Here is a 25,924-nt window from a genome sequence, read left to right as displayed (position 1 = left end):
TTACTCCAGAGTTGATCCGCAGGTGGTGTGTCAAGCGTCGCATCGGGCGAATTCGCCCCGTGCGCGTCGCCCGGAATGGTCGGGAAACGTCGCCTCGGACCGATACGGTGAGCGCGTGAGCGAGCCCCAGCGCAAACAGCCGGAATTCGACCCGGCGAACCCGTTCCTCTCCGAGTCGACCGAAGACGTCACCAACCTGGTGCCCCGCGGCCTGCGGATCGGTGCGGCGTTGTCGTGGCGTTTCATCGTGGTGATCGCCGCGCTCTACGTCATCGTGTTCCTCATCGGCTATCTGTCGGTGGTCGTGATCCCGTTGTCGATCGCGCTGCTGCTCGCGGCGCTGCTCGCGCCGGCGGTCTCCAAGCTGACGATGTTGAGATTCCCTCGCGGGCTCGCGGCCGGGATAGTGCTGATCGCCGGGCTCGCGGTCCTCGGCGGGTTGCTGACGTTCGTCGTCGCGCAGTTCTCCTCCGGCCTGCCCGAACTGCAGAAGCAGCTGACGGAGAGCCTCAACCAGATCAAGGTCTGGCTCATCGACGGGCCGCTGCACCTGCGCCAGGAGCAGATCCAGGAGTTCATCAACCAGGCGATCAGCTTCCTGCAGAACAACCAGGCGTCGATCACCACGACCGCGCTCACCACCGCGGGCACGGTCGGCGAGATCGTCACCGGCTTCATCCTGACGCTGTTCATCCTCATCTTCTTCCTCTCCGGCGGCGACCAGATCTGGAAGTTCCTGGTCCGCGGTGTGCCGGGCCGCGTGCGGAACCGGGTCGACGTCGCCGGGCGGCGCGGCTTCGCGTCGCTGGTCAGCTACGTGCGCGCGACGGCGGCGGTGGCCGTGGTCGACGCGGTCGGCATCGGCATCGGGCTGGCGATCGTCGGCGTGCCGCTGGTGATCCCGCTGGCGACGCTGGTGTTCCTCGGCGCCTTCATCCCGATCATCGGCGCCGTGATCGCGGGCGCGGTCGCGGTGCTGATCGCGCTGGTGACGAAGGGCATCGTCGGCGCGCTGGTCGTGCTGGCCATCGTCATCGGCGTCATGCAGCTGGAAAGCCACGTGCTGCAGCCGATCCTGCTCGGCCGCGCGGTGAAACTGCACCCGCTCGCCGTGGTGCTCGCGATCACCGCCGGTCTCGTCGCCGCCGGGATCGCCGGCGCGCTGCTCTCGGTGCCGCTGCTCGCGGTGCTCAACGCGGGGATCCGGTCGCTGCTGCATGAACACGATCCCGATCCGGCCGAGATCGACGTCCTGCGGGATCAGGCGGCGCAACCGAATGATCCCGGGGAAGAGTCCGAAGCCAAGTCATGACCGAGACCCCGCTCTGGCGCGCCGTCTCGGCGCTCGGCACGCGGGACCCGGCCACTCCGCTGTGGCGCGGGGTGATCGTGCTTCGCGTGACGACGCTGCTCTTCGCGCTCGGCTCGTTCGTCGTCCATTACGACGGCTACGCGAACAAGTGGCTGGCGTGGACGTCGTTCGGCTTGATGACGGTGTGGACGATCGTCAGCAGCGTGTTCTACGCGCGGCCGTCGAGCCGCTGGCCGTGGCTGGTCGGCGTCGATCTCGCGCTCACCGTCGCCCTCATGTTCACGTCGGCGTGGATCCTGACCACCGCGCAGTTCGACGCCAACATCCCGCTCATCACGACGGTGTGGGCGGCGGTCCCGCCCGCGGTCGCCGGCACGCGGTTCGGCGCGGTCGGCGGGGTGCTCGCCGGGCTGGTGGTCTCGGTGGTCACCGGGCTGGTGCGCTGGCGGTTCGACGTCGACGTCGCCAGGGACGGCTTCCTGCTGACCGCGAGCGGGTTCGTGATCGGGCTGGCCGCCACGATGGCTCGCCGGTCGGCGGACGCGCTGACCAGGGCGTTGCGGATGGAAGCCGCGACGGCCGAACGCGAGCGGCTCGCCCGCTCGATCCACGACAGCGTCCTCCAGGTCCTCGCCAGGGTGCGCAAACGCGGCGCCGAATTCGGCGGGGAGGCCGCCGAGCTGGCGAAACTGGCCGGTGAGCAGGAGATCGCACTGCGCGCGCTGGTCACCACCGAGCCGACGCATCCGAGCGAGAACGGGACCACCGACCTCCGTGCCGCGCTGCAGCTGCTCGCGACGCCGTCGGTGCAGGTCTCGACGCCCGCGGGCGAGGTCCAGCTGCCCGAGCACGTGACCTCGGAGCTGGTGGCCGTGGCGCGCGAGGCGCTGTCGAACGTCGAGAAACACGCGGGGGAAGACGCGCACGCCTGGGTGCTGCTGGAGGACCTCGGCACCGAGGTCGTCGTCAGCGTTCGCGACGACGGGCCGGGAATCGCGCCCGGCATTTTGGAACGCGCGGCGGCCGAGGGACATCTAGGTATCGCGGAGTCCATCAAGGGGCGCGTGCGGGATCTGGGCGGAAGTGTCGCCCTGGACACCGCGCCCGGCCAGGGCACGGAATGGGAAGTCAAGGTGCCAGTCGCGGCGAGGGGAAAGCGATGACCGGTGAGGCTCAGGTCTCGGTGATGGTGGTCGACGATCATCCGATGTGGCGGGACGGGGTCGCGCGCGACCTGGCCGAACACGGTTTCGACGTGCGGGCCACCGCGCCGGACGCGCCCGCCGCGGTGCGGATCGCGCGCACGGTCCAGCCCGACGTCGTCCTGATGGACCTCAATCTCGGCGAGACTTCGGGGGTCGACGCCACCCGCGAGATCACCTCGGAACTGCCGTCGACCAAGGTCCTGGTGCTCTCCGCGAGCGGCGAGCACAGCGACGTCCTCGAGGCGGTCAAGGCCGGGGCGTCCGGCTACCTGGTGAAATCGGCTTCGGCGAGCGAGCTCGTGGACGCGGTCAAGCGGACCGCCGCGGGCGACCCGGTGTTCACCGCCGGACTCGCCGGGCTCGTCCTCGGCGAGTACCGCCGCATGGCCGACGCGCCGGACGACGGGCCCGCGCCGCCGCGGCTGACCGAACGCGAGACCGACGTCCTGCGCCTGGTCGCGAAGGGGATGACGGCGCGGCAGATCGCCGAGAAGCTCGTGCTGTCGCATCGGACGGTGGAGAACCATGTCCAGTCGACGCTGCGGAAACTCCAGCTGCACAACCGTGTCGAACTGGCCCGGTACGCCATCGAGCACGGGCTGGACGCTGAATAGTCACCCCTGGCCGATCGTCACCACCGACCGGTTCCGCTCGGCGGGCAACGCGGTCTTGACGACCGTCCACTGTGGCCGGTCGAGCCGCCAGCTCGCGACGACGTCCGTGGCGAGCACCAGGCTGTCGTCTTCGGTCCATTCGACCGCGACCCGCTTGAGCTCGGTGGCGATCGGTGTCGAGGGCGCGTGTGTCCAGGTCAGCGTGTCGAGGGCGAGCACCCAGACGTCGGCGGTCTGCGTGGCCGTCCCGGCCCAGGCCGGGTCGCCGAACAGCACGGCGACCTTGTAGCCGTCGCGGCTCGGCACCGCTGGGCCCGGTTTGCCGTTGGTCACCGGCCGCTTGACCGGCGTGCGCTGGTTGTTCCGCAGGTCGAGCACGGAGAACTCGGTCAGCTCGGCCAGCAGCATCCGATCCTTGGTGATCGCCAGTACCCGGGGGAACTGGTGCACGGCGCGGCCGGTGGCGGGGTCGATCAGCACGTCCTCGGCGGTGGCCGTCCCGGTGTTCACCGTGATCAGCAGGCCCTGCGGCACCTCCGTGCGCACCGCCATCGTGCAGCTCGCCGGACGGCCGCGCCCGCGCTCGACGCCGAGCAAGGAGACGTATTGGAGGCGGCACAGGTCATTGCCGTCGTCGCGGATCAGCCAGACACCGCTCTCGTCGGCGGCCGGGGCGACACTGCGGGCCTTGCCGAGCTTCCACGGCTGGTTCTTGGGATCGCCGTAGACGAGCACCTCGGACGGCTCCAGGCACGACGGCCCGCAGCGGCCGGCCGACAGCACGACCGGGAACTTGCCGACCCGGACGACGTCGTTGACCCGGTCACCGGCCGGGGCGCCGGGCAGCGGGGTGGTGACGCCGGTGGCGGGATCGAGCATCGACGGCGGCGATGTCGCCATGACGAGCCGGAAACCGCTGTAGTCCACCGGGATGCCTTCGAGCTTCGACGGTGGCGGCGATGTCGGCCCGGGAGCCGGCGCCGGCTGCGAGGTGACGTCGGTGCATCCGGCCAGCAGCAGGACAGCCGCCAGCAGGGCGGCACAGGGGAGAAATACGGGTCTGTTCAGGGTATTTCCCCGATCTCGCGCGTGAGAATCGGTTCTACCATTCCTGGCATGGGCGAGGAAGAGCAGCCGGCGACCGAAACCAAGCCGTTGACCGGACGGGACATCCGGGTCTCCGACGCGGAACGGGAACACGTCGTCGAGGTCCTGCAGAAGGCGATCGGCCTCGGGATGCTGAACCTCGACGAGTTCACCGAACGGACCGACCGCGCACTCGCCTCGAAGACCCGCGGTGAGCTGAACGCGGTGCTCACGGATCTGCCCGGCCTGGTGCACCCCGAGGCGGGAATGGTGCCGCGGCAGCAGCAGAACCCGTGGGCACCGCCGAGGCAGCATGCCTACGCGCAGCCGTCCGGGCAGGTCATGGAGCTCAACGGCAAGTACTCGGCGTTGCAGCGCAACGGGAACTGGCTGGTCCCCGAGTCGATGGTGATCCGGAACAAGTACGGCGCCACGAAGCTGGACTTCTCCCAGGCCGAGATCCGGCATCCGGTGGTGCATATCGAACTGCAGGCCAAATGGGGTCCGGTGGAGATCACCATCCCGGAGAACGGCGCCGTCGACACCAACTCGATCACCGACATCAAGTTCGGCAACCTCGACGACCGGACGCGGTCGAACGGCCGCCCCGGCACGCCCCGGTTCGTCATCACCGGGCGCGTGCACGGGGGGTCGCTGATCATCAAGTACCCGCGGCGGGGTTTCTTCGGTTAGAGCCTGTTGGCGAAGCTGCGACGTGTCTCGCGAAAGGGACATAACGCGTGAACCCGCCCCGGCCGAAGGCCCCGCTATCGCGGTGGCAGGGCGCCTCTGTCGCGAACGTGAGAGGTAAGACCAGGTCGCGCCCTGCCGACGCGATCGCGGACGCGGGTTCACCAACAGACACTCAGGCGCCGACCGGACGCACGTGGCGGAGGTGCCGGAGTACGAAGTACGCGACCGCGGCCAGCACCAGCGCGGCCAGTCCGGACACCGCGTGCATCCCGCTGGCGAACGCGTCGTGCGCGGGGACGGCGTCGGCGAGCCGGGACCGGGTGACCGCGTTGCCCAGGGTCCCGACGGTCGCGATGCCCAGCGCGTAGCCGAATTCGTTGCCGGTCTGCGAAAGCGAGGCCGCCGAACCGGCCTTCTCCGGCGGCACGGAGCCGACGACCAGATCCGTGCCCAAGGTGACCAGCGGACCACCGCACAGGCAGGTGATGGCGAAGGCGATCGACGGCACCACCGGACCGGCGCCCGCCTCGACCTGCGTCAGCAGCAGGAATCCGGCGATCGCGCCCGCCAGGCCGGCGGCGATCAGCGTCGCGGGGCGAACACGGCGGGCGAGGACCGGCGCGGCCAGGAAGCTGACGGTCGACGCGAGCATGCCCGGCAGCAACGCCAGCGCGGCGCCGACCGGCGAAAGCTGCAGCACGATCTGGAAGAACTGCGCGACGAAGAGCATGGTCGTACCGCCCAGCATGGTGAACGCGCACATCCCGCCGATCGCCGTGGTGAACGCGCGGGCGCGGAACAGCGTCAGGTCGATCAGCGGGTCCTGGAGGATTCGCTGGCGCCGCACGAACACCACACCGAAGGCCAGGCCGATCAGCAGCGAGGCCACCGGGACCACGTGCACACCCTCGCGGGCGAGTTCCTTGATGCCGTAGACCGCGGGCAGGATCGTGACCAGCGAAAGCGCGACGCTCGCCAGATCGAGGCGGCCGGCGTTCTCGTTGCGGTACTCGGGCAGGAGCTTTGGGCCGACGACGAGCAGCAGGACCATCGCGGGCACGCCGAGCAGGAACACCGACCCCCACCAGAAGTGCTCCAGCAGCACGCCGCCGACCATCGGCCCGACGATCGCGCCGACGGTGAAGCAGCCCGCCCAGATGCCGATCGCGAGCGAACGCTGGCGGCTGTCGGAGAACAGGTTGCTGATCAGGGCGAGCGTCGACGGCGCCAGCGTCGCGCCGGCGATCCCGAGGAGCGCGCGGGCGGCGATGAGCATCAGCGCGGAGGTCGAGAACGCGGCCAGCACGGAGGCGAGCCCGAACGCCGTGGCGCCGATGAGCAGCAGTTTCCGGCGTCCGATGCGGTCGCCGAGGGTGCCCATGGTGACCATGAAGCCGGCGATCATGAAGCCGTAGACGTCCATGATCCACAGCTGCTGGACGCTGTCGGCGCCGAGGCTCTGGCTGAGCTTCGGCAGCGCGAGGATCAGCACGAAGACGTCGAGGGAGACCAGGAAGGTGGGGAGGGCCAATACGGCCAGCCCGACCCACTCCCGGCGTCCCGCCCGCGTCGAGGTCATGGTGGTCGTCATGGTCCGGTCCTTTCGTCGCTTCGGTGTCTTTCACCTAGGCGTCGAAGTGGTGGACCTGATTTCGACATGCCCCCGATCCTTTTTGGGAGCGGGGGACCTTTGCTACCGCTTCGCGGCGGCCTGCCTCGCGGCGACCGGGTCCGACGTGGCCAAAACGGCCTCGGCCAGCGACTCGCATTCGGCCAGCGTCGTGGCCGCCAGGCTCGCGCCGACCGCGCGCACGGCGGGCGCGTTCATCGAAAGGCTGGTGAGGCCGAGCCCGGCCAGCACCAGCGCGAGCCTCGGGTCGGCGGCGGCTTCACCGCAGACACCGGCGGGCTTGCCGGTGTCCTTCGCGGCCTGCCCGATGACCTTCAGCAGGCGCAGCAGCCCTGGCTGCCACGGGTCGTTGAGCTTGGCGACCGCGCCGAGCTGGCGATCCGCGGCGAAGGTGTACTGCGCGAGGTCGTTGGTGCCGACGGAGACGAAGTCGACCGCGTCGAGGATCTCGCGGGCGGTCAGCGCGGCGGCCGGGATCTCGATCATCACGCCCACGCGGGCGATTCCGGCGGCGCGGGCACGCTCGGCGAACCAGGCGGCCTCGGCGGCGGTGGCGACCATCGGGGCCATCACCGAAACCTCGGCTCCGGAGTCCTGCGCGGCACCCGCGATGGCCTCGAGCTGGCGGTCGAGGATCTCGGGCCGGTCGAAAGCGACGCGAAGGCCGCGTACGCCGAGCGCCGGGTTCGGCTCGACCTCGGGCTCCAGGAACGCGAGAGGCTTGTCGGCGCCCGCGTCGAGCGTGCGGACGATGACCGGCTTGCCGCGGAACGGCGTGAGCACGGCGGTGTAGGCCTTGCGCTGCTCTTCGACGCTCGGCTCGGCGGACGCGTCGAGATAGCAGAACTCGGTCCGGAAGAGGCCGACGCCTTCCGCGCCCGCCTCGGCCGCGGCCTGGGCATCGGTAGCGGAACCGACGTTGCCGAGCACCTTCACCCGGTGGCCGTCGGAGGTCGCGCCGGTGCCGTCCCACTCGATCGCGCCGGTCTTGGCGGCCGTGACGACCTCGGCGGCCGGGTCCGCGACCTCGACGACCCCGGTGTCCCCGTCCACCGCAAGCGCTTGCGCGTCGAGCGCGAGGATGCCGCGGACCGCGACGACGGCGGGAATGCCGAGCGCGCGGGCGAGGATCGCGGTGTGACTGGTGGGGCCGCCCTCTTCGGTGACGAGCGCGAGCACCTTGTCCGGGTCGAGGCCCGCGGTGTCGGCGGGCGCGAGGTCGCGGGCGACGAGCACGCTCGGCGAGTCCAGGTCGGGAACGCCGGGAGGCGCGATGCCGAGCAGTTCGGCGATGAGCCGGTCGCGCACGTCGAGGACGTCGCGGGCACGCTCGGCCATGTAGCCGCCCGCGGCCGCGAGCGCGTCGGCGAACTTGCCCGCCGCCTGGTGCACCGCACGCGGCGCGGGCAGGTTCTGATCCTTGACCAGCTGCTCCGCCGAGGAGACGAGCGCCGGGTCGGCCGCCATCGCCGCGGTGGTGATGAGGATCGTCGCGGCCTCACCCGTCGCCGTCTCGGCGAGCTTCTCGAGCCTGCCTGCCACGATCTGCGCGGCCGGGGCGATCCGGGCGGCCTCGGCGGCGGGATCGGCCGGTGCCGGCGTGCTCGCGGGTTCGCCGAGCGACTCGGCGACCCGGACGACAGGACCGCTCGCGCGGCCGGGACTGACGGCGACCCCGGACAGTGACTCAGACGGCATGGTCTAGACCATATCTCATAGGCGGCGTGACCTGGCTCATAGCCACCAGCAGAACACAGACGAAGGCATCATTCCAGTTCGGACGCCGTCGGATACGAAGGCTGCGCCCCCTGGCGGGTCACGGTGATCGCCGCCACCTTCACCGCCTTGCGCGCCGCCTCGGCCAGCTCGTCACCCTTCGCGAGCGAGGTGGCGAGCGCCCCGGCGAAAGCGTCACCGGCGCCCGTCGTGTCGACGGCCTCCACCTTCGGCGACGGCACCTCCGTTACCCCGTCCGCGGTCACCACCGCCGCCCCCTTCGCGCCGAGCGTCACGACAGCGGCCTTCGGACCGAGGTCGAGCAGCTTGGGGAAGTCGGCCTCGCCACCAAGGAGGAAGGCCGCCTCGTGCTCGTTGACCAACAGCACGTCGAGCCCCTGAAGCGTCTTCGCGGAAAGCTCGGCCGCCGGCGACAGGTTCAGCAGGGTTTTCGCGCCGCTCTCGACGGCCTTCGCGACGGCGTGCTCGACGGTTTCGAGCGGGATCTCCAGCGACAACACCACGACCTCGGCGCCGTCGAGGTCGACATCCTCGGGCCGCAGGGCCGAATTGGCGCCAGGCGAAACGAGAATCGAGTTCTCACCGTCGGGCGTGACCGTGATGTACGCGATCCCCGTCGGACGCTCGCTCGTGCGCAGGGAGCCAGTGTTCACCCCGGACTCGGCCAGCGACCGCTTGAGCAGCTCGCCGTACGGGTCGTCGCCGACCGCCCCGAGCAACGCGACGTCGGCGCCGAGCCTGGCCGCGGCGACCGCGGTGTTGGCGCCTTTGCCACCCGGCGACAAGACCGTGTCGCCGCCCAGTACGGTTTCGCCACCACCCGGCCGCCGGTCGACCGGGACGACGAGATCGGCATTGGCGGACCCGATGACCAGCACCTGAGAAGTCATGGAGGAAACGATGCCATGACCAGCAGTTGTCCGGTCATGGCCCTTCTCCGGGCGAAGATGTGAAGAACTTTGTAACTTTCTCGGCGCGTAGTGCGACAATCAGGCGAGCAGCGGAACGCCGTCACTCTTTCGGGGGATAACCTTCCCCCGGGCGTCACTTCGGCGATCACGCCCGCTCTTGAGATGCGTTGCCGCTTCCAAGCGGTGACGTTGCCCCGATCCCGGCCGGTGCCGGGAAGAGGGCATCGGGTCGCCGGCGTCGATCACGTAGCCCCCCGAGTGATCGGCGCCGGCGGCGCCCCGTTCGACGGGGCGCCGCACTCAGGACACAACCGTGTTCTGCGGGATTCCCCGGTACTCGCTCAGCCTGTCCGGCCGGATCATCGTCATCGCGGCCCGGATCTCGGCGAACGCGGCGTCGCTGAACGCCTCAGGAATCCGGTAGCCGTTCACAACCGGCGGAAGTGGACGGCCGTCGAGGTTCGCCCCGATTTCCCATAGCCCTTTCAGCGTTCTATGACGCTTCGCGAAATCCTCGTCGAGAGGGAAGAAGTCGATCATCCGCAAGACGTGTTTGCCATCGGTGACGGTGGTCAGCCGAAGCTCGCGGAGCTCGTCCCAGCCCACCTCGAAGGTCGCCTTGTCGCGGCGGAACCAGCGGATTCCTTCGATCGACACAGTGAACGTGGTGCACCAGGTCGCCTTTTTCCATCGCGCGGGGGTGCAGAACCAAAGCCATCCGGGAGAGAGGAGTCCGATCGCCGCGATCGTGAGGGTAGCTTCGCGGAGCTCCGTTCCGCGGCCCGCGGTGAAACCCACGATCCCGGAGATGACGGCGACAACGAGGATCACCCCGCAAATGCGCCAGAACTTCGCTGATGACCAGTCGTTGGGCGTGACCGTCCTAGACACCGTCGCAGGAAGGCCGGCAGGAGCCGCCACGCCACCCAGCGGACGAACTGACGAGAGAGAAAGCGAGTTGGTCACGGGTGCTTCGGTGTCAGGTTTGCGGAAACGCTTGTTCCGTCGCCAGTGGGCGAACAGGGCCAACCCCACGAACCCACCGATGCCAGGTGCGAGGCTCCACCACGGAACATCGCTTTTGAAGTCCCGGGCGTAGTACCTGCCGAACTCTTTGACTCGGACGGACTTACCGATGTCGGCTGGTGTCAACTCGTCCGGGAACGAGCGCGCTGTCACGACTTCCTGCCTGGAACCCGGCGAGTAGGGACGAACCTCGATGTCGCAAACCCAGTAGTAGCCGATCCCGGCGATGCTCAGCGGCCCTATCTCCTCGCAAGTCTTCGCCGTCGCCATGTCGACGAACTTGCTCGTTCCCTCCTCTCCGTGAGACACCATCCCGCGGCCGAGCAGAGTCCAGCAGATCAGCACATAGAGGAACACGCCGACGGCGACGCCCGCCACCTTCCAAGGGGATCTGCGCGTGACTGTGGGAGCTGCTTCGTACCCGGTCATCAGAAGACCGTTGCTCACTGGATCGACCCGGATATCCGTTGCGTTCCAGGTTGCTCGAAAATCGGCTCCTGCTCGACAGGGTTCCTGGAGCCGACTGCTCCGTTAGCCTTCTCTGGCGGCGTCGGTTCGCCAGTGGCGTTGATGGTCGTCTCTCGCCGGTCGCGCGCCTTGTCCTCCGACGCGCTCTTGACCACCTCTTTGACGGCCGTCTTTCCTGCTTCCTTCGCCACCTCCCAGAAAGCACCCATGCCCGCGCCTTCGAACACGTCGCCCTTCTTGAGGAGGTCGCCGACGTTCTTGTAGAAGTCCATCAACATGGACTTCGCTCGCAGGAGGACGCGCATGAGCTTCTCGGCCCACGTCATGGCCTCGGTGCTTTTTTCGATTGCGAAGGGAACACCCTCGGCCGCCAAGGCGGCTGGGTAGGCAGGGGGTGGATACCTGGCGATGATCATGACGATCTTCGCCAGTGTGTCGGTGATCAGGTCTCGAATGATCGTTCGAACCACCGAGAGCACGGTCTTGCAGATGTTGATGACGTTCCCGGCCTGCTCGGCGAGCCGCACTATTTCCCGGTATCCGTCGAGCTGCTTTTGAACGTACGCTCGATACGCGTCAGCCCCGGCGCCCGACCAGTCCATGCAGTTCTTCTGGACCTCGTCGGTCAACTCCTCGGCTGTCTGCTTGACGTACTGGCCCACCTGCAGCCATTTCTGTACCTCGAGATCCAGCGCGTCTTGGTCACCGGAAACCCAGTCAAGCGGCTCTTTCAAGAAATCGACATGCTCGATGATCCACCCGAAACCCCAGCTCATCAGGGTTTCCAAAGGGTTCTTGATGACCTCGACGATGTCGGGTACGGCTCCCGCGAGGCTGAGGAGTCCCTCCGTCCAGTCACCGTTCAGGAGCTTTTCCGCGCCGCCGAACACATCCTGGACGGCGCCCGCACCTTCCAGAGCGCTGTCCACCTTGTACTTCTCGGAGTCCGTTTCGCCCTTGGCGCTCTTGAGGACGTCGTTCTCAGCCACGTTCCACCTGCTCTGCCCGCTTCAGAAGGTCCACCGCGTCCTGCTCGGTCACCCGACGTACCTCGGCCCACTTCCGCACCGCGGCGACATGGTGCCCACCTGCCGAAATCGCGGACCGCAGGGCCTCTCGCACGTTCTCCGAAAGGTTGTTGCAGATCAACGGCATCCCGCACATATTGCCGATCAGGCCGAAGGCCAACATGTCCACACGATCCCTGTCCGCGTCGAGCGCGGTCCGCAAATGCTCGTGCGTCTGTTCCACCTGTTTGGCGTGTTCGTCGATCTGGTCCGGATTTACGTCGAAACCCTGACCTGCCTGCGGTTGCCCCATGTTCCCCTCCCTCAAGAACCCGCTCAGCGCAGGAAGTCTCCGCCGGTGAAGTAGTCGTCCTCGTGGTCCGTCTGCTGCCTGCGCGCGGCGCGCGGTGGCGCGGGCGGGGCTGGAGGAGCGGGCGGCTTCGGAGCAGGAGGCGGAGGCGGAGCGTCGAGTTCGTCTTCGGCGACGAAGCGGTCGTCCTCGTCCGTCTCCTGGTGGCCGCCCTCGACGTAGCCCGTCGGTTCGGGTTCCGGGTATTCGTTGTGCAGCTGGGTGACCAGCTCGTTCATGGTCTCGGTGCCCGCGATGGACGGCACGCCGGTCTGCATCGCACCCGCGAGTTTGCTCTGCGCGCTCTGGACGACGCGGAGGATCTCCTGGGCGAGCGCGGGGTTGTCCCGCACGGACGGGCCGATCTCCAGGCCGACGAGGTTCCCCGCGTGGTTGACCTTGACCGAGATCTGGCCGTCCCTGCTGCGTTCGGACACCGAGACGCTTTCGATCTCGGTGCGCATCTGATTCGCCTTTCGCTGGGCGTCGGCCAGTTTGGCCTCGAAATCAGCGAAGAGCTGCTCAGGGTTCGACACGCGAACCTCCCCTGTTCACGTCGTAGCCGTTCGGCGACCGAGTGTGGCATACCCGTCTGTCATCGGGGAACGTTTGACGAACATCCGCACCCCGGTCGTGTGGATCACCACAATGACCTCCGGTTTTCCCTACCGGATCCGATGGCTTACCCGATGTTCCCGCAGGTCAACAGCCCTTAGCGTGCCGGATATGACGATTTCGGACTGGAAACGCGCGGTCTACGCGCTTCTCGTGCTTCCGGGCTACCTCGGTGGCGCGAAGGTCCAGCGTGGACTGGCGCGGCGTTGGCTCGGGCACGAGAGCGGGTCACGGCCGCGGTTCGTGGCGGCCTTCGCTCCGAGCGCGGCCGCGTTCCTGCTCGCGTTGCTGCTCTTCTACCTTGTCGGGCGTATCGCGACGTACGGGCTCTTCTGGACCGGGAGCGACCCCGAGGGCACATGGGGCGGGCCGACGCTGGCGGGAGCGTGGATCGTGCATTTCCTCATCGCCGCTGGGATGGCCGTGCCGATCTTCCTGGTGCTCCGGCCACTCACCAGGCTCCAGGCTCGCCTTCTCGGCTGAAACCCGTCTACCAGGTGTGATCGGCACGGTATTGTGCGTGAGCGCAAGACATCGACCGATTGGGCCGGGGAGGGCTTCGATGGGTTTGTTCGGGGACGTATGGGAGGCGGCCACCGGCCTGCTCGGTAAGACCGGCGCCGGTGCGGCGGCCGGTTTCGCCGTGGGCGGGCCGGTCGGCGCGATCATCGGCGGGATCGTCGGGTCGAACTCGAGTGACGGCTCCGGCGCGGTCGATCGAGGCGGCCTGACGCCCAAGCAGCTGCTTGAAGCCGTCCTGAACGGCCCTGGAACCGGCTCGTTGGAAGAAGCGCGCAGGGTCGGTGGTGAGCAAGCGCGGAACCAGACCCAGCTGCATGACGGGACCCGCGACGTGATGACGGCGTTGGAGTCCGCCTGGACCGGCGGCGCGGCGGACGCCGCGCGGGCGAAGCTTCAGCCGCTCGCCGACTCCTCCACGTCGGCGTCATCGAGCCTGGAGCGCAATTCGGGGTTGACGCAGACGCAGCTGGATCAGTTCGTGTCGCTGAAGAACTCGCTGGACCGCGAAGTCGCCGCCGACCCACCGACCACGGGCACCTACGACGACGTGACGCCGTGGGACACCGACACCGAAGACAAGGTCAACCAGTACAACCAAAAGGCGCAGGCGAATCTCGAGCGCTACAACGCCTACAACGACCAGTCCACCTCGAACAATGCCGGCCGGACCATCGACTACGGGCAGCTCGGCGCTTTCGACGGCGGGGATTTCAAGGTCGACGACAGTCGGCCCGGTCCTGGCGACGGCGGCAAGGTGCGCGGGTTCGACGGGCGCTCGGATTCCGGTGGCGACGGATACCGGCCGCCTCCGGGCGGGGTGCAACCGCCACCACCGTCGTCGGGGCCTCCACCAACCGGCCCCGAAAACCCGAACCACCGGCCCTACGAGGCCCCACGCCCGCAGCCGTCCGATCCGAGCTTCCGCCCCGGCCAGTACGACGATGGCACGCGGGCGGCGGGTTACACGCCTCCGCAGCCTTCGTCGTATCCGGGTTACCAGCCGCCGTCCTTCGGCCCTGGCACCGGCGGCGGCACCAACTTCGGCCCTGGTGGTGGCGGAGCCGGGTTCGGGCCGGGCTTCGGTCCCGGCGCCGGCAGTGGTTTCGGACCCGGCTCGGGCTCGTCCGGTGGTCCGGGGAGCGGCTCCGCACCTGGACCTGGTCGCGGCAGCGGGGCGATGGCTCCCGGTCAGCCCGGCCAGGTAGCCCGTCCTGGCATGCCCGGTGGTCCCGCCGGGGGCGCGGGCCGGCCTGGCGCACCGGGAATGGGCCCGATGGGCGCGGGCAAGGGCAAGGGCGGCGAGGACGAGGAACACAAGCGTGCCTCCTACCTGCAGGAAGCCGACCCCGACAGCGTCTTCGGCGGCACTGAGACAAAGCCGGTCCCGCCGGTGATCGGGCTCTGATCGTGTTCGAAGCACCCCTGTACCTGCCGAAGACCGTCCTGCTCACCGCGTGGGAGTGGGAGCACCACGGCACTCCGCCCGCGGCGCTCGGTCCGGACCACCTGTGGCTCGCCGAGGACACCAAGAAGAAGCTTGACGACGCCGTGCTCGACACCCTCGCCGAACTGAAGCTGGCCTCCGGGGGCAGCTTGACCAGGGAGTTCCGCGACCTTCTCCGCGTGCTTGCCACCGGCCCGCTCCGGTTCACCGCCTGGCTCGGCGACATCGAGTCGGACGAGACCGGGAACATCCTCGTGTCGGCGTCCGGCCGGGACGCGGTCCGGGTGATCCGCCAAGACGAGAAGGTCCGTATCGACGTCATCGATCCCGGCTACGGCGCCGAATCGCTGGTCGACCTGTTGCCCCCGGTCGAACCGGCCCGGATCGACCCGGTCAAGATCCCGAAATCCCGCTTCTCGGGCCAGCCGGTCTACGAGGATTCGTACGACCTCGAAGACCCGACCGACGAGCCCGAATACGACCCCCTGCCCTCGGCGCGGGAGCTGATGGCGGCGAAACGAACCGGCGTGCACCAGCTCTACGCGGTCAACAACGGCACCAGGAGCACTCCGCTGACCGTGGTCGACACCGCTCATGCCGGACGCGTCCTCACCTACGTGCTGCCGGGTGAGGACGGCGAACCGCTGGTCAGCTTCGAACCGGGGAGCCGGGACGTCCTGGTCGACGTCCTCTATGCGACCCTGCATGGACTGAGATAAGGGGAGATCTCGATGACTTCGTTCTTCGGGGACGTCTGGTTCCAGAACAGTGACGACGTCGTAGGCGGTGGAGCCGCACCGGCCGGTGGCGGCGGCGGGGGCTTCACCATGAACGGCGACGAAATGCGCGCCCTGCTCAAGAAGTGCCAAGACCAACGCGACTTCATCCGCAAGCAGTTCGAGGACGCAAGGAAAATGTCGCAGGTTGCGCCACCTGGCAACGAACCGGCAAGCACTCACGCGGTGAACGGCCCGAACGGCGTCAACGAGACAGGACGGTTCTATGAGGGACATCTGCGATTCCAGGACAAGTATTATACGGAGCTGATCCTCCGACTGGAAAAAGCATTGGGACTGACCGAGGAAGCCGACCGGCAAGCAGCCGACGCGACCAAGAAGAGCGGGACAATCGATTGAGCTCACGACACCAACTGGCCGCCTTCGCCTTGGTGGCCAGCGGCACTCTGCTCCTGGCGGCCTGCGATGGCGGCAGCGCTACTCCCGGTACCCCGACACCGGGCACACCTGCCGCATCGTCAAGCGCGGCGGGTGTCCCGAACAGCGGAGCGCCCGCCGTGCAAAACCCGCTACCGGCCAAGGTCCTCGACGGAAGCCCCTGCGAGAGCGCACTCACTCCTGTGCAGATCAAAACGTTCATCAGCGAACCGAAACCCGCTGACCCCAGCACCGACGCACTCGGAACCGCCTGTAGGTGGAGCTCTGCATCCGGCAGCGGCGCGGGATTCACGATCAGCTACCAAACCAAATCCGACCAAGGCATCAGCCTTCCCTACAAGAACGTGAAACCGAAAGCAGCTCGCTGGGTGGAACTCGATCCCATCGACGGCTATCCGGCAATCGGCTACACCAACCTCCAGGACGACAACGGTTGTGCCGTCGTGGTCGGGGTCTCCGATCAACTCGCGTATTCGGTTTCCCTATCCCTCGGAGACAAGGCGACCCAGGCGGGCAAGGACGGCTGCAAACTCGGCCGTGACGTGGCTGCCGAAGTCCTGAAGAACCTCAAGGGGAGGGCGTAAGCCGGGCATAGACGGCCTCGGCACCTTTAACGAGGTTGTCGCGCGTCCTGGCCGGGTCGGTTTTGGGAGCGATGAGACTGATCCGCACCATCGAGCGACCGCTGTGGAGGAGGACCTGGCCGCCGTCGGCGCCGAAGTGGCCACAACTGGCCTCTCCGAGAGGCCGGGGTAACTCCACGCCCCGCTCGACGTCACAGTGCTCGCGAACAGCGGCGGTGGCGATGCCAGGATCCGGTACGGACAGTACGGTCTGGCTCACGGTGACGCTCGGTGCGATCCCCTCCGAAAGCGCCACTTGGCCGGTGCGGTCACAGCGCATCTCGACACTGTTGTGCTTCGAGCCGGGGCTTTCGCTCAAACTGAACAGATCCCGTTGCAGACCATCGGTCGGCCGTTCAGTGATCATGGTGAAGACCTCCGCTGGGAAGGCGGCGCACGGGTCGGCGACGAGGTCGTAAGGCGCCGGATAGCTGTGTACGGGCATGGACCGCGGGCCTTGGGCGACGTTCCGGCGGATGCCGTCGAGCAGCGTGGTCAAGGCGACTTCGGGATCTGGGAGCCTGGTGAAGCCGGTGATGCCGAGCTCCAGGATGTTGTAGTCGGTCTGGACACTCACCTTGATGTCGCCTGGTGCCCTCTCGGACACCTGCCGAGCACCGACCTCCAGCACGGCGTCCCGCCAATCCATTTGTTGCGAAAATCGCGAGTGCAAGACGTGGAGGTTCACACTGATATCGGTCAGCTTCGGCGCGGAGGACACGCTGACGCTGCCGCCGCACGTACTCGCCCACCCGCCCTTCCCGGCGAGTTCGGGCCGGTCTCCGTCGGTGGTGCTCAGGCGATCGCCGCCCTGGAGGAAGCCGTCCTTCAACGCCATTCCCGCGGCGGCCAGCACGTCCGGGGTGAGGACCGCGCACGCGTTGTGGACAAACCCGCCCTGGAAGGTGGCGGGTGGTTCGGTGCTGGGGGTCTCCTTCAGAATGAAGCGCTGTGGTGGCGGTGGCGGCTGGGCCGTGTCCGCCGGACCGGGTCGAGGAACGCAAGCCGCGCAGACCAAGGCGGGCACGATCAACAGCAGTACGTGTTTCATCAAGGTGGAACGCTACGAGTTGCCGACGCGGAAGCCAGCCCGCTTCGGGATGAGTCCAGCTGCCACGATTCCGGCACTGACCACCTAGAATGCCCGGATGACCAACCCCAGCCGCAGGGGCCGCGAGCGGGCGGCGACCGACCAGGACATCCGCCGGACGGCGCGGGCGCTCCTGGTCGAGCGGGGCCCGGAGGCCGTGACCCTGCGGGCGATCGCGCGCGAGCTCGGCATCACGGCGCCGGCGCTGTACCGCTACTACGGTTCCCGTGACGATCTGGTCGAGCATCTTCGCGCGGACGTCGTCGCGGATCTGGCTGCCGGGCTCGCCGAGGACATCGCGCAGCTGCCGGATGAGGGCGCGCTGCAGCTTTTCGCCATCTGCAAGGGATTCCGGCGCTGGGCGCTCGCGCATACGAAGGAGTTCACGCTGGTCTTCGCGTCGCCCGCGGGCGACGACACGTTGAGCAGGCTGGGCGAGCCGTTCGGGCGGATCTTCCTCGCGGCGGCGGGGCGGGTGCTCGCGACGCACGACCTGGTCACGCCGTCGAACGACGTGGTCCCCGTCGAGCTGCGCGACGATCTCACGTCGTTCCAAGAGGAACTGCTCGCCGTGCTGAAGGAGTCCGGGGCGACGTTCCCGCTCGAAAAGCTCGACCTCGGCGTGACGTACCTGATGATCCAGTTCTGGGCCCGGCTCTACGGGCACGTCACGCTCGAGGTCTTCGGCAATTATCCGATCCCGTTCTCGAAACCGGACGTCCTCTTCGACGCGATGCTGGCCGATCTCGCGCGGGAGATCGGCCTCACCGCGGATTGAGCTACGCCGCGTGCCCGCCGTCGACCGAGACGGTCGAGCCGGTCACGTACTTGCTTTCCGGCCGTGCCAGGAACGACACCGTGGCGGCCACCTCCGACGGCGAGCCGTAGCGGTCGAACACCGTCAGGCTCCGCTGGTCGGCGGCGTAGGGGCCGTCGGCCGGGTTCATGTCGGTGTCGGTCGGGCCGGGGTGGACGATGTTCACGGTGATACCGCGCGGCCCCAGTTCCCTGGCCAGCCCCTTGGTCATGCCCAGCAGGGCGGTCTTGCTCACCGCGTACAGCGACATCCCGGGGCCGGGCACGCGGTCCGAGACGCAGCTGCCGATGGTGATCACGCGCCCGCCGTCGCCGAGGTGCCGGGCCGCGGCCTGCGTGGCCACGTAGACACCGCGGACGTTGACCGCGAGCACGCGGTCGATGTCCTCCAGGCTCGTCTGATCGAGCGGGCCGACGAAGCCGACGCCTCCGTTGTTGACCAGCACGTCGAGCCTGCCGAACTCGGCGACCGCCGTGTCGACCGCGGAAACCACGGCCGCGGCGTCGGCGCTGTCGGCCTGGATCGCCAGCGCGCGGCGGCCGAGTGCCTTGATCCGGTCCACGACACCGGCCGCGAGTTCGGCGTTGCTCTGGTAGGTGAGCGCGACGTCGGCGCCGTCCTCGGCGAGCCGGATCGCCGTGGCGGCACCGATCCCGCGGCTGCCGCCGGTCACCAAAGCCACCTTGCCGTCGAGGGTCATGGGGTGTTCTCCGTTCGATTTCGTTGTCCTTGAACAACTCCATCGAATCGCCTCATGACCCTCGACGCTGGCGGCTATCGGCCACGGCGCTACAGCACGATGTTGACCAACCGTCCGGGCACGACGATCACCTTGCGCGGCGTGCCGTCGCCGACCAGCGCGGCGACCTTCTCGTCGGCCAGCGCGGCCGCCTGCACGGCGTCCTTGCCCGCGTCGGCGGGCACGGTGACCCGCGAGCGCACCTTGCCGTTGACCTGGATCGGATACTCCACGGAGTCCTCGACCAGGTACTTCTCGTCGACGACCGGGAACGGCCCGTGCACCAGGGAATCCGCGTGGCCCAGCCGCTTCCACAGCTCCTCGGCCAGGTGCGGGGCCAGCGGCGCCAGCATCAGCACCAGCGGCTCCACCAGTTCCCGCGGCGTGGCCTCGGCCGAGCCGTAGGTCTTGGTGACGTAGTTGTTCAGCTCGATCAGCTTCGCGCCGGCCGTGTTGAACCGCATTTCCGCGTAGTCCTCGCGGACTCCGGCGATCGCCTTGTGCAGCTGCTTGCGATCCTCGTCCGTGGCGTCCACAGTGGACACACGCAGTTCGCCGGTCTCCTCGTTGACGACCAGCCGCCACAGCCGCTGCAGGAACCGTTGCGCGCCGACGACGTCCTTGGTCGCCCACGGCCGCGAGACGTCCAGCGGGCCCATCGACATCTCGTAGAAGCGGAAGGTGTCGGCGCCGTAGTCGGTCGACATCTGGTCAGGCGTCACGACATTCTTCAGGCTCTTGCCCATCTTGCCGTATTCCTGCTTGACCTCTTCGTCGCCGAAGAAGAACTTGCCGTCCCGCTCCTCGACCTGGTCGGCCTGGACGTAGACGCCGCGTGCGTCCGTGTAGGCGTAGGCCTGGACGTAGCCCTGGTTGAACAGTTTCCGGTACGGCTCCTGGGACGACACGTGGCCCAGGTCGAACAGCACCTTGTGCCAGAACCGCGAGTACAGCAGGTGCAGCACCGCGTGCTCGACACCGCCGACGTACAGGTCCGTGCCGCCGGGGTCGTCGACGCCGTGTTCGGCGGGACGAGGGCCGACCCAGTAGGACTCGTTCTCCGGCGCGACGAACACGTCCGGATTGGTCGGGTCCAGGTACCGCAGCTGGTACCAGCAGGAACCCGCCCAGTTCGGCATGGTGTTGATGTCGCGGCGGTAGGTCTTCTTGCCCTGACCCAGATCCAGCTCGACCTCGACCCAGTCGGTCGCGCGCGCCAGTGGCGAGGACGGCGTGCTGTCCCGGTCCTCCGGGTCGAAGGTCACCGGCGAGTAGTCGGCGACCTCGGGCAGCTCGACCGGCAGCATGCTGTCCGGCAGCGGGTGGACCTGGCCGTCCTCGTCGTAGACGACCGGGAACGGCTCGCCCCAGTAGCGCTGGCGCGAGAACAGCCAGTCGCGCAGCTTGTACTGAACGGTGCCGCGACCGTGGCCGTGCTCCTCCAGCCAGCCGATCATCGTCTTCTTGGCCTCGTCGACGCCCATGCCGTCCAAGAACCCCGAATTGATCGCGGGCCCGTCGCCGGTGAACGCCTTGCCGTCGAAGCCGTCCGTCGGCTGGACGGTGCGGATGATCTCCAGGCCGAACTTCTCGGCGAACTCCCAGTCGCGAGTGTCCTGGCCGGGGACGGCCATGATCGCGCCGGTGCCGTAGCCCATCAGGACGTAGTCGGCGACGAAGATCGGGATGTCCTTGCCGTCGGCCGGATTCACCGCGTAGGAGCCGGTGAAGACGCCGGTCTTCTCCTTGTTCTCCTGACGGTCCAATTCGGACTTCCGCGCCGCCGCCGCACGGTAGGCGGCGATAGCTTCGGCGGGCGTCGCCGCGTCACCGGTCCAGCGGGCGTCGACGCCTTCCGGCCAGGTGGCGGCGGTCAGCTCGTCGACCAGCGGGTGCTCGGGCGCGACCACCAGATACGTGGCGCCGAACAGGGTGTCGGGGCGGGTGGTGAAGACCTCGATCTTCTGCTTGCCCGCCTCGAAGGACACACGCGCGCCGTGCGAGCGGCCGATCCAGTTGCGCTGCATGGACTTGACCTTCTCGGGCCAGTCCAGCAGGTCCAGGTCGTCGACCAGGCGGTCGGCGTAGGCGGTGATCCGCATCATCCACTGACGCAGGTTGCGGCGGAAGACCGGGAAGTTGCCGCGCTCACTGCGGCCGTCGGAGGTGACCTCTTCGTTCGACAGCACCGTGCCCAGGCCGGGGCACCAGTTCACCGGCGCCTCGGACAGGTAGACCAGGCGATGCGAGTCGATGATCTTCAGCTGCTCGGCGCGGGTCAGCTCGCACCAGTTGCGGCCGTCCGGCGTGGGTCGCTTGTCCTGCGCGTACTCGGTCTCCAGCTCGACGATCGGCCGGGCCCTGCCCGCCTTCTCGTCGTACCAGGAGTTGTAGATCTGCAGGAAGATCCACTGGGTCCACTTGTAGTAGTCCGGATCGATCGTCGAGATCCGACGACGCTCGTCGTGACCCAGGCCCAGGCGCCGGATCTGGCGCAGGTAGGTCTCCATGTTCTCTTCGGTCGTCTTGCGCGGGTGCTGCCCCGTCTGCACCGCGTACTGCTCGGCGGGCAGGCCGAAGGCGTCGAAGCCCATCGTGTGCAGCACGTTGCGGCCGATCATGCGGTGATACCGCGCGAAGACGTCGGTCGCGATGAAGCCCAGCGGGTGCCCGACGTGCAGGCCGGCGCCCGACGGGTACGGGAACATGTCCTGGACGAACAGCTTGTCCGACGGGACCTCCCCGCTCTCGTCCGCGAGCGGGCCCACCGGGTTCGGTGCGTGGTAGGTGCCGTGGTCGGACCAGTAGTCCTGCCAGCGCTGCTCGATCTGGCCCGCCAGCTCCGCGGTGTAGCGGTGCTGAGGTGCCGCGTCGGCGCCTTCGCTCGCCTGGTTCATCGCCGAAATCCTCCGTGCTCATCCACGTCAAGCCACTCCAGAAACAACTCGACCCCTCAGCCCGGAGGGCATGAGGGGTCGCCGCGCTGGTCCCGGCCGTGGGGCCGAGTTCAGCGCGGCAGGCTAAGGAGCAGCCGAGCCGTGTTCATGGGTCCAGTTTAACGCGCTGGTCAAAGCCGTTCCGCGGGGACCGCCAGAGCGATGAACTGGGTCACCTGTGTCGCGGAGAAGTTGTTGTCGCTGACCAGCACCAGACTACGCTCGCCGTTCGGGAGCCGCGGCCCCCAGGTCATCCCCTCGACGTTGTCCACAGTGGACAACTTGAAGTCCGCGAGGTCCGCCAGCAGGCGCTTCTTGACCGGCTTGACCTTCTTCGTGTCGGCCAGTGAGGGCGTCTTCAGGATGTTCGTGGCGCCCTTGGTGTCGATCTCGTAGATGCGGACCTTGTTGCCGACGCCGGTGACGAACGAACGCTCCATCACCAGGTAGCGGGTCGGATCGGCCTGGTCGACGGCCAGCAGCGACGAGATACCCGTGGTCGCGAACGCGCCGGGCGGGTTCGGCGACGCGAAGACCTTCTCCTGCGGGTACGCGTACTGCGCGAGGACCGGTCCGAACCGCGACTGCACGGTGATGCGCGAAAGGGCGCCCGATGTGGTGTTCGCCTCCGGGCCGTCCTGCAGCAGCGGGCCCTCGGCCGAGCTGGCGAGCAACGACCCGAAGCCCGCGTACGTGAGGCCTTCGAGAGCGAGGTTCTGCCGTGGTCCCGTCGTCACGGTCATCTTCTCGTTGGCGGGGATCGGCAGGTCACGGACGTAGGAGCCGTCGCGCTCCGCCTCGCGGATCGACGGGTCGATCCGCGCCGCCGCCGACCGCTCGCCCTCCTGGGACCAGACGTAACGGCCGGTCCAGGGGTCGACACGCAGTTCTTCGGGGTCGATGGTCTGCATGTTCGGCGGCTGCGCGGGGTCGTTCTTGGCGAGCGGCGGGTACGGCGTGCCGTCAGGACGCAGGAGCGGCTTGGTACCGGTGAAGGTGACCGGGCCGAGCCCCTTGGCGTCGAGGGAGAACTTCGCCGTGTAGAACCGCGCGGGGTTGAGGGCCGAGCGGTCGTCGCAGATCAGCGCGTACTCGCCGGTGCGGGGGTCGAAATCGATACTGGACAGGCCGCCGACGACGGTGCCTTCGTAGGGCAGGGCGTTCGGGACGATCTGTTCCCCGATCAGGCGAAGCGGACGGTGACCCGCTTCGGCGGCGGGTGCGGCCATCAGGGTGAGGGGAACGGCCCCGATCAGGGCGGTGGCGATACTCCGCCATTTCAAGATGTGGCTGGACATGGCCTGTAGCACAGTCGATCAGGGTATCCGGCAGGTTGCCGGGACGTCACGCTTATCCTCGTGGAGTGTTCGTCATAGCGCTGGTCCCGATCGTGCTGGGTGTCCTCGTCGGCTGGGGTGGGTTCCTCGGCCTGCGCGAGAAGCTGCCGCGTGACCGCGGCGCCGGCGTGCGCACCGCCGCCACGATGCGCAGTGAGGACGCCTTCCGGCTCGGCAACAAGGTCGCCGGGGTCCCGACGCTGGCCGGCGGCGTGATCGCCGTGCTCGCGGGGATCGCCGCGCTGGTCATGCCGACGACGTTCGGGCTGCTGCTCGCCTCGTTCGTGGGCGTGATCGGGATGATCGCGCTGGTCGCGGCCGGGGGAGTGCTCGGCAACCGCGCGGCCGCGACGGTGCCGGAGCCCGAGCCGGAGCGGCCCGCCGGATGCAGTGGCTGCGCCTGCGGCACCTGCGGCGTCTTCAAGAAGGCCGACACCGCCACCGCCTAGTTCCGCTGAAGATCTCCCGGGTGGGTGGCCAGCAGCGCCAGCGGAATGCCCTGACGCCGCAGCACCTGACCCCACAGGTCGTGGTGCGGCGAAGCGAGGACATCGCTGGGCAGCGCCGGGACGATCACCCAGTCGTCGCGTTCGATCTCGTTCGCCAGCTGGCCGGAGTCCCAGCCCGCGTATCCGGCGAAGACCCGTACACCGCGGACCTTCGGCACCAGGATCTCGGGATCGGTGTCGAGGTCGACGAGCGCGACCGGGCCGCGGACGGCGATCACGCCGGGCACGCTGGCCGCCGTCTCACCGGTCCGCAGCGCGGCCAGGCACAACGCCGTCTTCTTCTCCACCGGACCGCCGACGAACACCGACTGCGGTTCGGCGACGTGCCCGCCCCAGCTGGGCAGCACGTCGTACACCGGGACGTCACTCGGCCGGTTGAGCACGACGCCGAGCGTTCCCTCGTCCCGGTGATCGATGACGAACACGACGGTCCGCCGGAAATTCGGATCGAACATCGTGGGGGCGGCGACCAGGAGCGTTCCCGGTTCGACCTCGGCGTCCGCTGGCACGTCCGCCATGATCCCACTTCGAGCGGAGACAAATCGTCCGGCTCTGGGAACAACAGCATCACGAGCACCGTTGGACACAACGGTCGGTGCGCTTTCCGTGTCCCCCGGGCTCACTGAAGAACCGCCTTTGTGGAATACCGTCCGGCTGGAGCCACACTGCGCATAGCCGCCGAGAGGCGACCTCAAAGCGCATCGGCCACCTTTATAGGCTGGCGCCGTGACGACCACCGCCACGGCGCCCACCAGGGCGTACGTTCGCGACCGTGACTTCCGCCGTCTGCTGTACACGCGGTTCTCCGCGCACTGGGGCAATGGCATGTACCAGGCCGGACTGGCCGGCGCCGTCCTCTTCAACCCCGAACGCGCCGCCGACGCGCTGGCCATGGCGGGCGGGTTCGCGGCGTTGCTGCTGCCCTATTCGCTCGTCGGACCGTTCGCGGGTGCGCTGCTCGACCGTTGGGACCGCCGGAAGGTCCTGATCTTCGCGAGCCTTCTGCGGTCCTTCACCATCCTCGCGACGGCCGTCGCCGTGGGCACGGGAGCGGCCGGGATGGGGCTGTTCTCCCTGGCCCTGGCGTCCGAAGGCATCTCGCGGTTCATCGGCTCGGGGCTGTCGGCGTCGCTTCCGCACGTCGTCGAAGAGAAGTCCGTGGTCGCGGCGAACGCGTTCGCCGCGACCTGGGGTTCGGTGCTCGCCGTGGTCGGCGGTGGCTGCGCGATCGGCCTCCGGGCGCTGACCGGCGCCGACGACGCCGGCTCCGCGTGGGTCACCGCCGCGGCCGCGCTGGGTGGGATCGGCGCCGCCGTCCTGGCCTCGGGGTTCGCGCGCGGGCTGCTCGGGCCGTCGACGGTCGACGAGCCTTCGAACCCGGCACTCGCCGTCGCGCGCGGCCTGGCGGACGGTGCGAAGGCGGCCTGGCGGACGCCCAGCGTGACGGCGGGATTCGTCGCGCTGTTCGCCCATCGCGCGGCGTACGGGATCTCACTGCTGGTGACCGTGCTGCTGATGCGCAACCACTTCACCGACGCGGGCATCTTCCGTGCCGGCATGGCGGGGCTGGGCCAGATGGCGACGTTCGCCGGCGCGGGGATCCTGCTCGCCGGGCTGCTGACCGCCCGGCTGCTCCGGCGGCTGGGCAGGGTCCGTGTCGTGGTGGTGGCGCTGGTGCTGGCGGCGGTCGCGCAGCTCGCGCTCGGACTGCCGATGGTGGTCCCGGCCGCGTTGCTCGCGGCGTTCCTGGTCACGGGTGCCGGGCAAGTGCTGAAACTCTGTGTCGATTCCTCGGTCCAGCTCGACGTCGCCGACGAAGCGAGAGGGCGGGTCTTCGCGCTCTACGACACGCTTTTCAACATCACCCAGGTCGCCGCCGTCTCCCTGGCCGCGACGGTGATCCCGGACGACGGCCGTTCGCCGGGACTCCTGATCACGGCGGCCGTCCTCTACCTCGTGGGCGCCGCCGGATACCTGCTCGCGGCGCGAAAAGGGAGAACTGCTGATAAGGCTCCGCCCTTGGCATTAGGGTGACGCCTACCGACACCGGGTGGCGTATGCCCGGGATCAAGCACTCGC

General features: G+C 68.4%; 25 protein-coding genes. 12 read left to right on the top strand and 13 right to left on the bottom strand.

All coding sequences use genetic code 11. The features are described from left to right. Positions 1-115: 115 nt before the first annotated feature. From AC069I_RS06485 to AC069I_RS06475, 3 genes are read left to right on the top strand one after another with little or no spacing between them, the layout of a single operon-like run. Positions 116-1,312 (top strand): AI-2E family transporter, encoded by a 1,197-nt coding sequence (locus tag AC069I_RS06485; protein WP_478223957.1) that lies wholly within the window; start codon positions 116-118, stop codon positions 1,310-1,312. Beyond that, complete coding sequence (gene macS, locus AC069I_RS06480) at positions 1,309-2,475, top strand: MacS family sensor histidine kinase (protein WP_478264956.1); 1,167 nt, start codon at positions 1,309-1,311, stop codon at positions 2,473-2,475. Before AC069I_RS06485 ends, macS begins: the two co-directional genes overlap by 4 nt. After that, positions 2,472-3,131: a response regulator gene (locus AC069I_RS06475; protein ID WP_478223955.1), complete on the top strand. Its 660-nt coding sequence runs from the start codon at positions 2,472-2,474 to the stop codon at positions 3,129-3,131. The genes macS and AC069I_RS06475 overlap by 4 nt, the downstream gene beginning before the upstream one ends. Here the strand turns inward: AC069I_RS06475 and AC069I_RS06470 are convergent, their stop codons facing one another. Then, positions 3,132-4,058, bottom strand: a complete 927-nt coding sequence (locus AC069I_RS06470; protein WP_478264955.1) for a hypothetical protein — start codon at positions 4,056-4,058, stop codon at positions 3,132-3,134. It lies immediately after the preceding gene. Positions 4,059-4,247: 189 nt separating this feature from the next. On the opposite strand from AC069I_RS06470, the gene AC069I_RS06465 reads away from it, so the two are divergent. Next, positions 4,248-4,910, top strand: a complete 663-nt coding sequence (locus tag AC069I_RS06465; RefSeq protein ID WP_340685765.1) for a DUF1707 SHOCT-like domain-containing protein — start codon at positions 4,248-4,250, stop codon at positions 4,908-4,910. A gap of 172 nt (positions 4,911-5,082) precedes the next feature. On the opposite strand, the gene AC069I_RS06460 is transcribed toward AC069I_RS06465, so the two are convergent. The 7 genes from AC069I_RS06460 to AC069I_RS06430 all read right to left on the bottom strand — a co-directional run bounded on the left by AC069I_RS06460 (position 5,083) and on the right by AC069I_RS06430 (position 12,574). Continuing rightward, a complete protein-coding gene (locus tag AC069I_RS06460; RefSeq protein ID WP_478223953.1) occupies positions 5,083-6,501 on the bottom strand; it encodes an MFS transporter in 1,419 nt (472 codons plus the stop codon). 102 nt (positions 6,502-6,603) lie between these two features. Next, positions 6,604-8,238 (bottom strand): phosphoenolpyruvate--protein phosphotransferase, encoded by a 1,635-nt coding sequence (ptsP, locus tag AC069I_RS06455; protein ID WP_478264954.1) that lies wholly within the window; start codon positions 8,236-8,238, stop codon positions 6,604-6,606. Between the two features lie 68 nt (positions 8,239-8,306). Continuing rightward, positions 8,307-9,167 carry a ribokinase gene (locus tag AC069I_RS06450; RefSeq protein ID WP_478223951.1) on the bottom strand — a complete coding sequence of 287 codons (861 nt, stop codon included), beginning with the start codon at positions 9,165-9,167 and terminating at the stop codon, positions 8,307-8,309. 321 nt (positions 9,168-9,488) lie between these two features. Continuing rightward, positions 9,489-10,643, bottom strand: coding sequence for a DUF6346 domain-containing protein (locus AC069I_RS06445; RefSeq protein ID WP_478264953.1), 1,155 nt, complete (start codon positions 10,641-10,643; stop codon positions 9,489-9,491). A 14-nt stretch (positions 10,644-10,657) separates the two neighbouring features. After that, positions 10,658-11,671, bottom strand: coding sequence for a WXG100 family type VII secretion target (locus AC069I_RS06440; protein ID WP_478264952.1), 1,014 nt, complete (start codon positions 11,669-11,671; stop codon positions 10,658-10,660). Then, a complete protein-coding gene (locus tag AC069I_RS06435) occupies positions 11,664-12,002 on the bottom strand; it encodes a hypothetical protein (RefSeq protein ID WP_478264951.1) in 339 nt (112 codons plus the stop codon). The genes AC069I_RS06440 and AC069I_RS06435 overlap by 8 nt, the downstream gene beginning before the upstream one ends. Before the next feature lie 23 nt (positions 12,003-12,025). Continuing rightward, positions 12,026-12,574, bottom strand: coding sequence for a YbaB/EbfC family nucleoid-associated protein (locus AC069I_RS06430; RefSeq protein WP_478264950.1), 549 nt, complete (start codon positions 12,572-12,574; stop codon positions 12,026-12,028). A gap of 190 nt (positions 12,575-12,764) precedes the next feature. On the opposite strand from AC069I_RS06430, the gene AC069I_RS06425 reads away from it, so the two are divergent. From AC069I_RS06425 to AC069I_RS06405, 5 genes are all read left to right on the top strand, one after another. After that, positions 12,765-13,136 carry a hypothetical protein gene (locus tag AC069I_RS06425; RefSeq protein ID WP_478223946.1) on the top strand — a complete coding sequence of 124 codons (372 nt, stop codon included), beginning with the start codon at positions 12,765-12,767 and terminating at the stop codon, positions 13,134-13,136. 79 nt (positions 13,137-13,215) lie between these two features. After that, complete coding sequence (locus AC069I_RS06420; RefSeq protein ID WP_478264949.1) at positions 13,216-14,580, top strand: hypothetical protein; 1,365 nt, start codon at positions 13,216-13,218, stop codon at positions 14,578-14,580. Positions 14,581-14,582: 2 nt separating this feature from the next. Then, entirely contained in the window at positions 14,583-15,338 is a 756-nt protein-coding gene (locus AC069I_RS06415; RefSeq protein WP_478264948.1) for an ESX secretion-associated protein EspG, read from the top strand. A 12-nt stretch (positions 15,339-15,350) separates the two neighbouring features. Then, the gene (locus AC069I_RS06410) at positions 15,351-15,755 is read left to right on the top strand and encodes a hypothetical protein (protein WP_478264947.1); all 405 of its coding nucleotides are present in this window, start codon (positions 15,351-15,353) and stop codon (positions 15,753-15,755) included. Between the two features lie 32 nt (positions 15,756-15,787). Next, a complete protein-coding gene (locus tag AC069I_RS06405; RefSeq protein WP_478265164.1) occupies positions 15,788-16,378 on the top strand; it encodes a DUF3558 domain-containing protein in 591 nt (196 codons plus the stop codon). On the opposite strand, the gene AC069I_RS06400 is transcribed toward AC069I_RS06405, so the two are convergent. Next, the gene (locus AC069I_RS06400; protein ID WP_478231044.1) at positions 16,362-17,273 is read right to left on the bottom strand and encodes a hypothetical protein; all 912 of its coding nucleotides are present in this window, start codon (positions 17,271-17,273) and stop codon (positions 16,362-16,364) included. The two genes, AC069I_RS06405 and AC069I_RS06400, sit on opposite strands and share 17 nt — an antisense overlap. 292 nt (positions 17,274-17,565) lie before the next feature. Here AC069I_RS06400 and AC069I_RS06395 point away from each other — a divergent pair, with 292 nt between their 5' ends. After that, positions 17,566-18,285, top strand: a complete 720-nt coding sequence (locus AC069I_RS06395; protein ID WP_478223940.1) for a TetR/AcrR family transcriptional regulator — start codon at positions 17,566-17,568, stop codon at positions 18,283-18,285. Between the two features lies 1 nt (position 18,286). Here the strand turns inward: AC069I_RS06395 and AC069I_RS06390 are convergent, their stop codons facing one another. The 3 genes from AC069I_RS06390 to AC069I_RS06380 form a co-directional block, all read right to left on the bottom strand. After that, positions 18,287-19,024, bottom strand: coding sequence for an SDR family oxidoreductase (locus AC069I_RS06390; RefSeq protein WP_478223939.1), 738 nt, complete (start codon positions 19,022-19,024; stop codon positions 18,287-18,289). A gap of 89 nt (positions 19,025-19,113) precedes the next feature. Then, positions 19,114-21,960, bottom strand: a complete 2,847-nt coding sequence (leuS, locus tag AC069I_RS06385; RefSeq protein ID WP_478264946.1) for a leucine--tRNA ligase — start codon at positions 21,958-21,960, stop codon at positions 19,114-19,116. A gap of 170 nt (positions 21,961-22,130) precedes the next feature. Then, on the bottom strand, positions 22,131-23,228 hold the full coding sequence (locus AC069I_RS06380) for an esterase-like activity of phytase family protein (protein WP_478265163.1): 1,098 nt from the start codon (positions 23,226-23,228) through the stop codon (positions 22,131-22,133). A gap of 134 nt (positions 23,229-23,362) precedes the next feature. Between AC069I_RS06380 and AC069I_RS06375 the strand changes: the two genes are divergently transcribed. Beyond that, the gene (locus AC069I_RS06375; RefSeq protein ID WP_126734731.1) at positions 23,363-23,785 is read left to right on the top strand and encodes an SdpI family protein; all 423 of its coding nucleotides are present in this window, start codon (positions 23,363-23,365) and stop codon (positions 23,783-23,785) included. On the opposite strand, the gene AC069I_RS06370 is transcribed toward AC069I_RS06375, so the two are convergent. Beyond that, positions 23,782-24,363 (bottom strand): YqgE/AlgH family protein, encoded by a 582-nt coding sequence (locus AC069I_RS06370; RefSeq protein WP_478223937.1) that lies wholly within the window; start codon positions 24,361-24,363, stop codon positions 23,782-23,784. The two genes, AC069I_RS06375 and AC069I_RS06370, sit on opposite strands and share 4 nt — an antisense overlap. A gap of 208 nt (positions 24,364-24,571) precedes the next feature. Between AC069I_RS06370 and AC069I_RS06365 the strand changes: the two genes are divergently transcribed. Next, positions 24,572-25,879, top strand: coding sequence for an MFS transporter (locus AC069I_RS06365; RefSeq protein WP_478264945.1), 1,308 nt, complete (start codon positions 24,572-24,574; stop codon positions 25,877-25,879). The last annotated feature ends 45 nt before the right edge of the window (positions 25,880-25,924 follow it).

It is taken from the genome of Amycolatopsis sp. NPDC043885, assembly GCF_056435685.1.
The sequence above is the reverse complement of the archived record's forward strand: the minus strand, read 5'-3'. Positions and strand labels throughout refer to the sequence as shown.

Bases quoted from the DNA above. Each gene is read 5' to 3' on its own strand.
- AC069I_RS06370 (WP_478223937.1), bottom strand. From the start codon at position 24,363: ATGGCGGACGTGCCAGCGGACGCCGAGGTCGAACCGGGAACGCTCCTG.
- AC069I_RS06420 (WP_478264949.1), top strand. From the start codon at position 13,216: ATGGGTTTGTTCGGGGACGTATGGGAGGCGGCCACCGGCCTGCTCGGT.
- AC069I_RS06445 (WP_478264953.1), bottom strand. From the start codon at position 10,643: ATGACCGGGTACGAAGCAGCTCCCACAGTCACGCGCAGATCCCCTTGG.
- ptsP (WP_478264954.1), bottom strand. From the start codon at position 8,238: ATGCCGTCTGAGTCACTGTCCGGGGTCGCCGTCAGTCCCGGCCGCGCG.
- AC069I_RS06435 (WP_478264951.1), bottom strand. From the start codon at position 12,002: ATGGGGCAACCGCAGGCAGGTCAGGGTTTCGACGTAAATCCGGACCAG.
- AC069I_RS06450 (WP_478223951.1), bottom strand. From the start codon at position 9,167: ATGACTTCTCAGGTGCTGGTCATCGGGTCCGCCAATGCCGATCTCGTC.
- leuS (WP_478264946.1), bottom strand. From the start codon at position 21,960: ATGAACCAGGCGAGCGAAGGCGCCGACGCGGCACCTCAGCACCGCTAC.
- AC069I_RS06475 (WP_478223955.1), top strand. From the start codon at position 2,472: ATGACCGGTGAGGCTCAGGTCTCGGTGATGGTGGTCGACGATCATCCG.
- AC069I_RS06410 (WP_478264947.1), top strand. From the start codon at position 15,351: ATGACTTCGTTCTTCGGGGACGTCTGGTTCCAGAACAGTGACGACGTC.
- AC069I_RS06395 (WP_478223940.1), top strand. From the start codon at position 17,566: ATGACCAACCCCAGCCGCAGGGGCCGCGAGCGGGCGGCGACCGACCAG.
- AC069I_RS06460 (WP_478223953.1), bottom strand. From the start codon at position 6,501: ATGACGACCACCATGACCTCGACGCGGGCGGGACGCCGGGAGTGGGTC.
- AC069I_RS06425 (WP_478223946.1), top strand. From the start codon at position 12,765: ATGACGATTTCGGACTGGAAACGCGCGGTCTACGCGCTTCTCGTGCTT.
- AC069I_RS06465 (WP_340685765.1), top strand. From the start codon at position 4,248: ATGGGCGAGGAAGAGCAGCCGGCGACCGAAACCAAGCCGTTGACCGGA.
- AC069I_RS06390 (WP_478223939.1), bottom strand. From the start codon at position 19,024: ATGACCCTCGACGGCAAGGTGGCTTTGGTGACCGGCGGCAGCCGCGGG.
- AC069I_RS06380 (WP_478265163.1), bottom strand. From the start codon at position 23,228: ATGGCCGCACCCGCCGCCGAAGCGGGTCACCGTCCGCTTCGCCTGATC.
- macS (WP_478264956.1), top strand. From the start codon at position 1,309: ATGACCGAGACCCCGCTCTGGCGCGCCGTCTCGGCGCTCGGCACGCGG.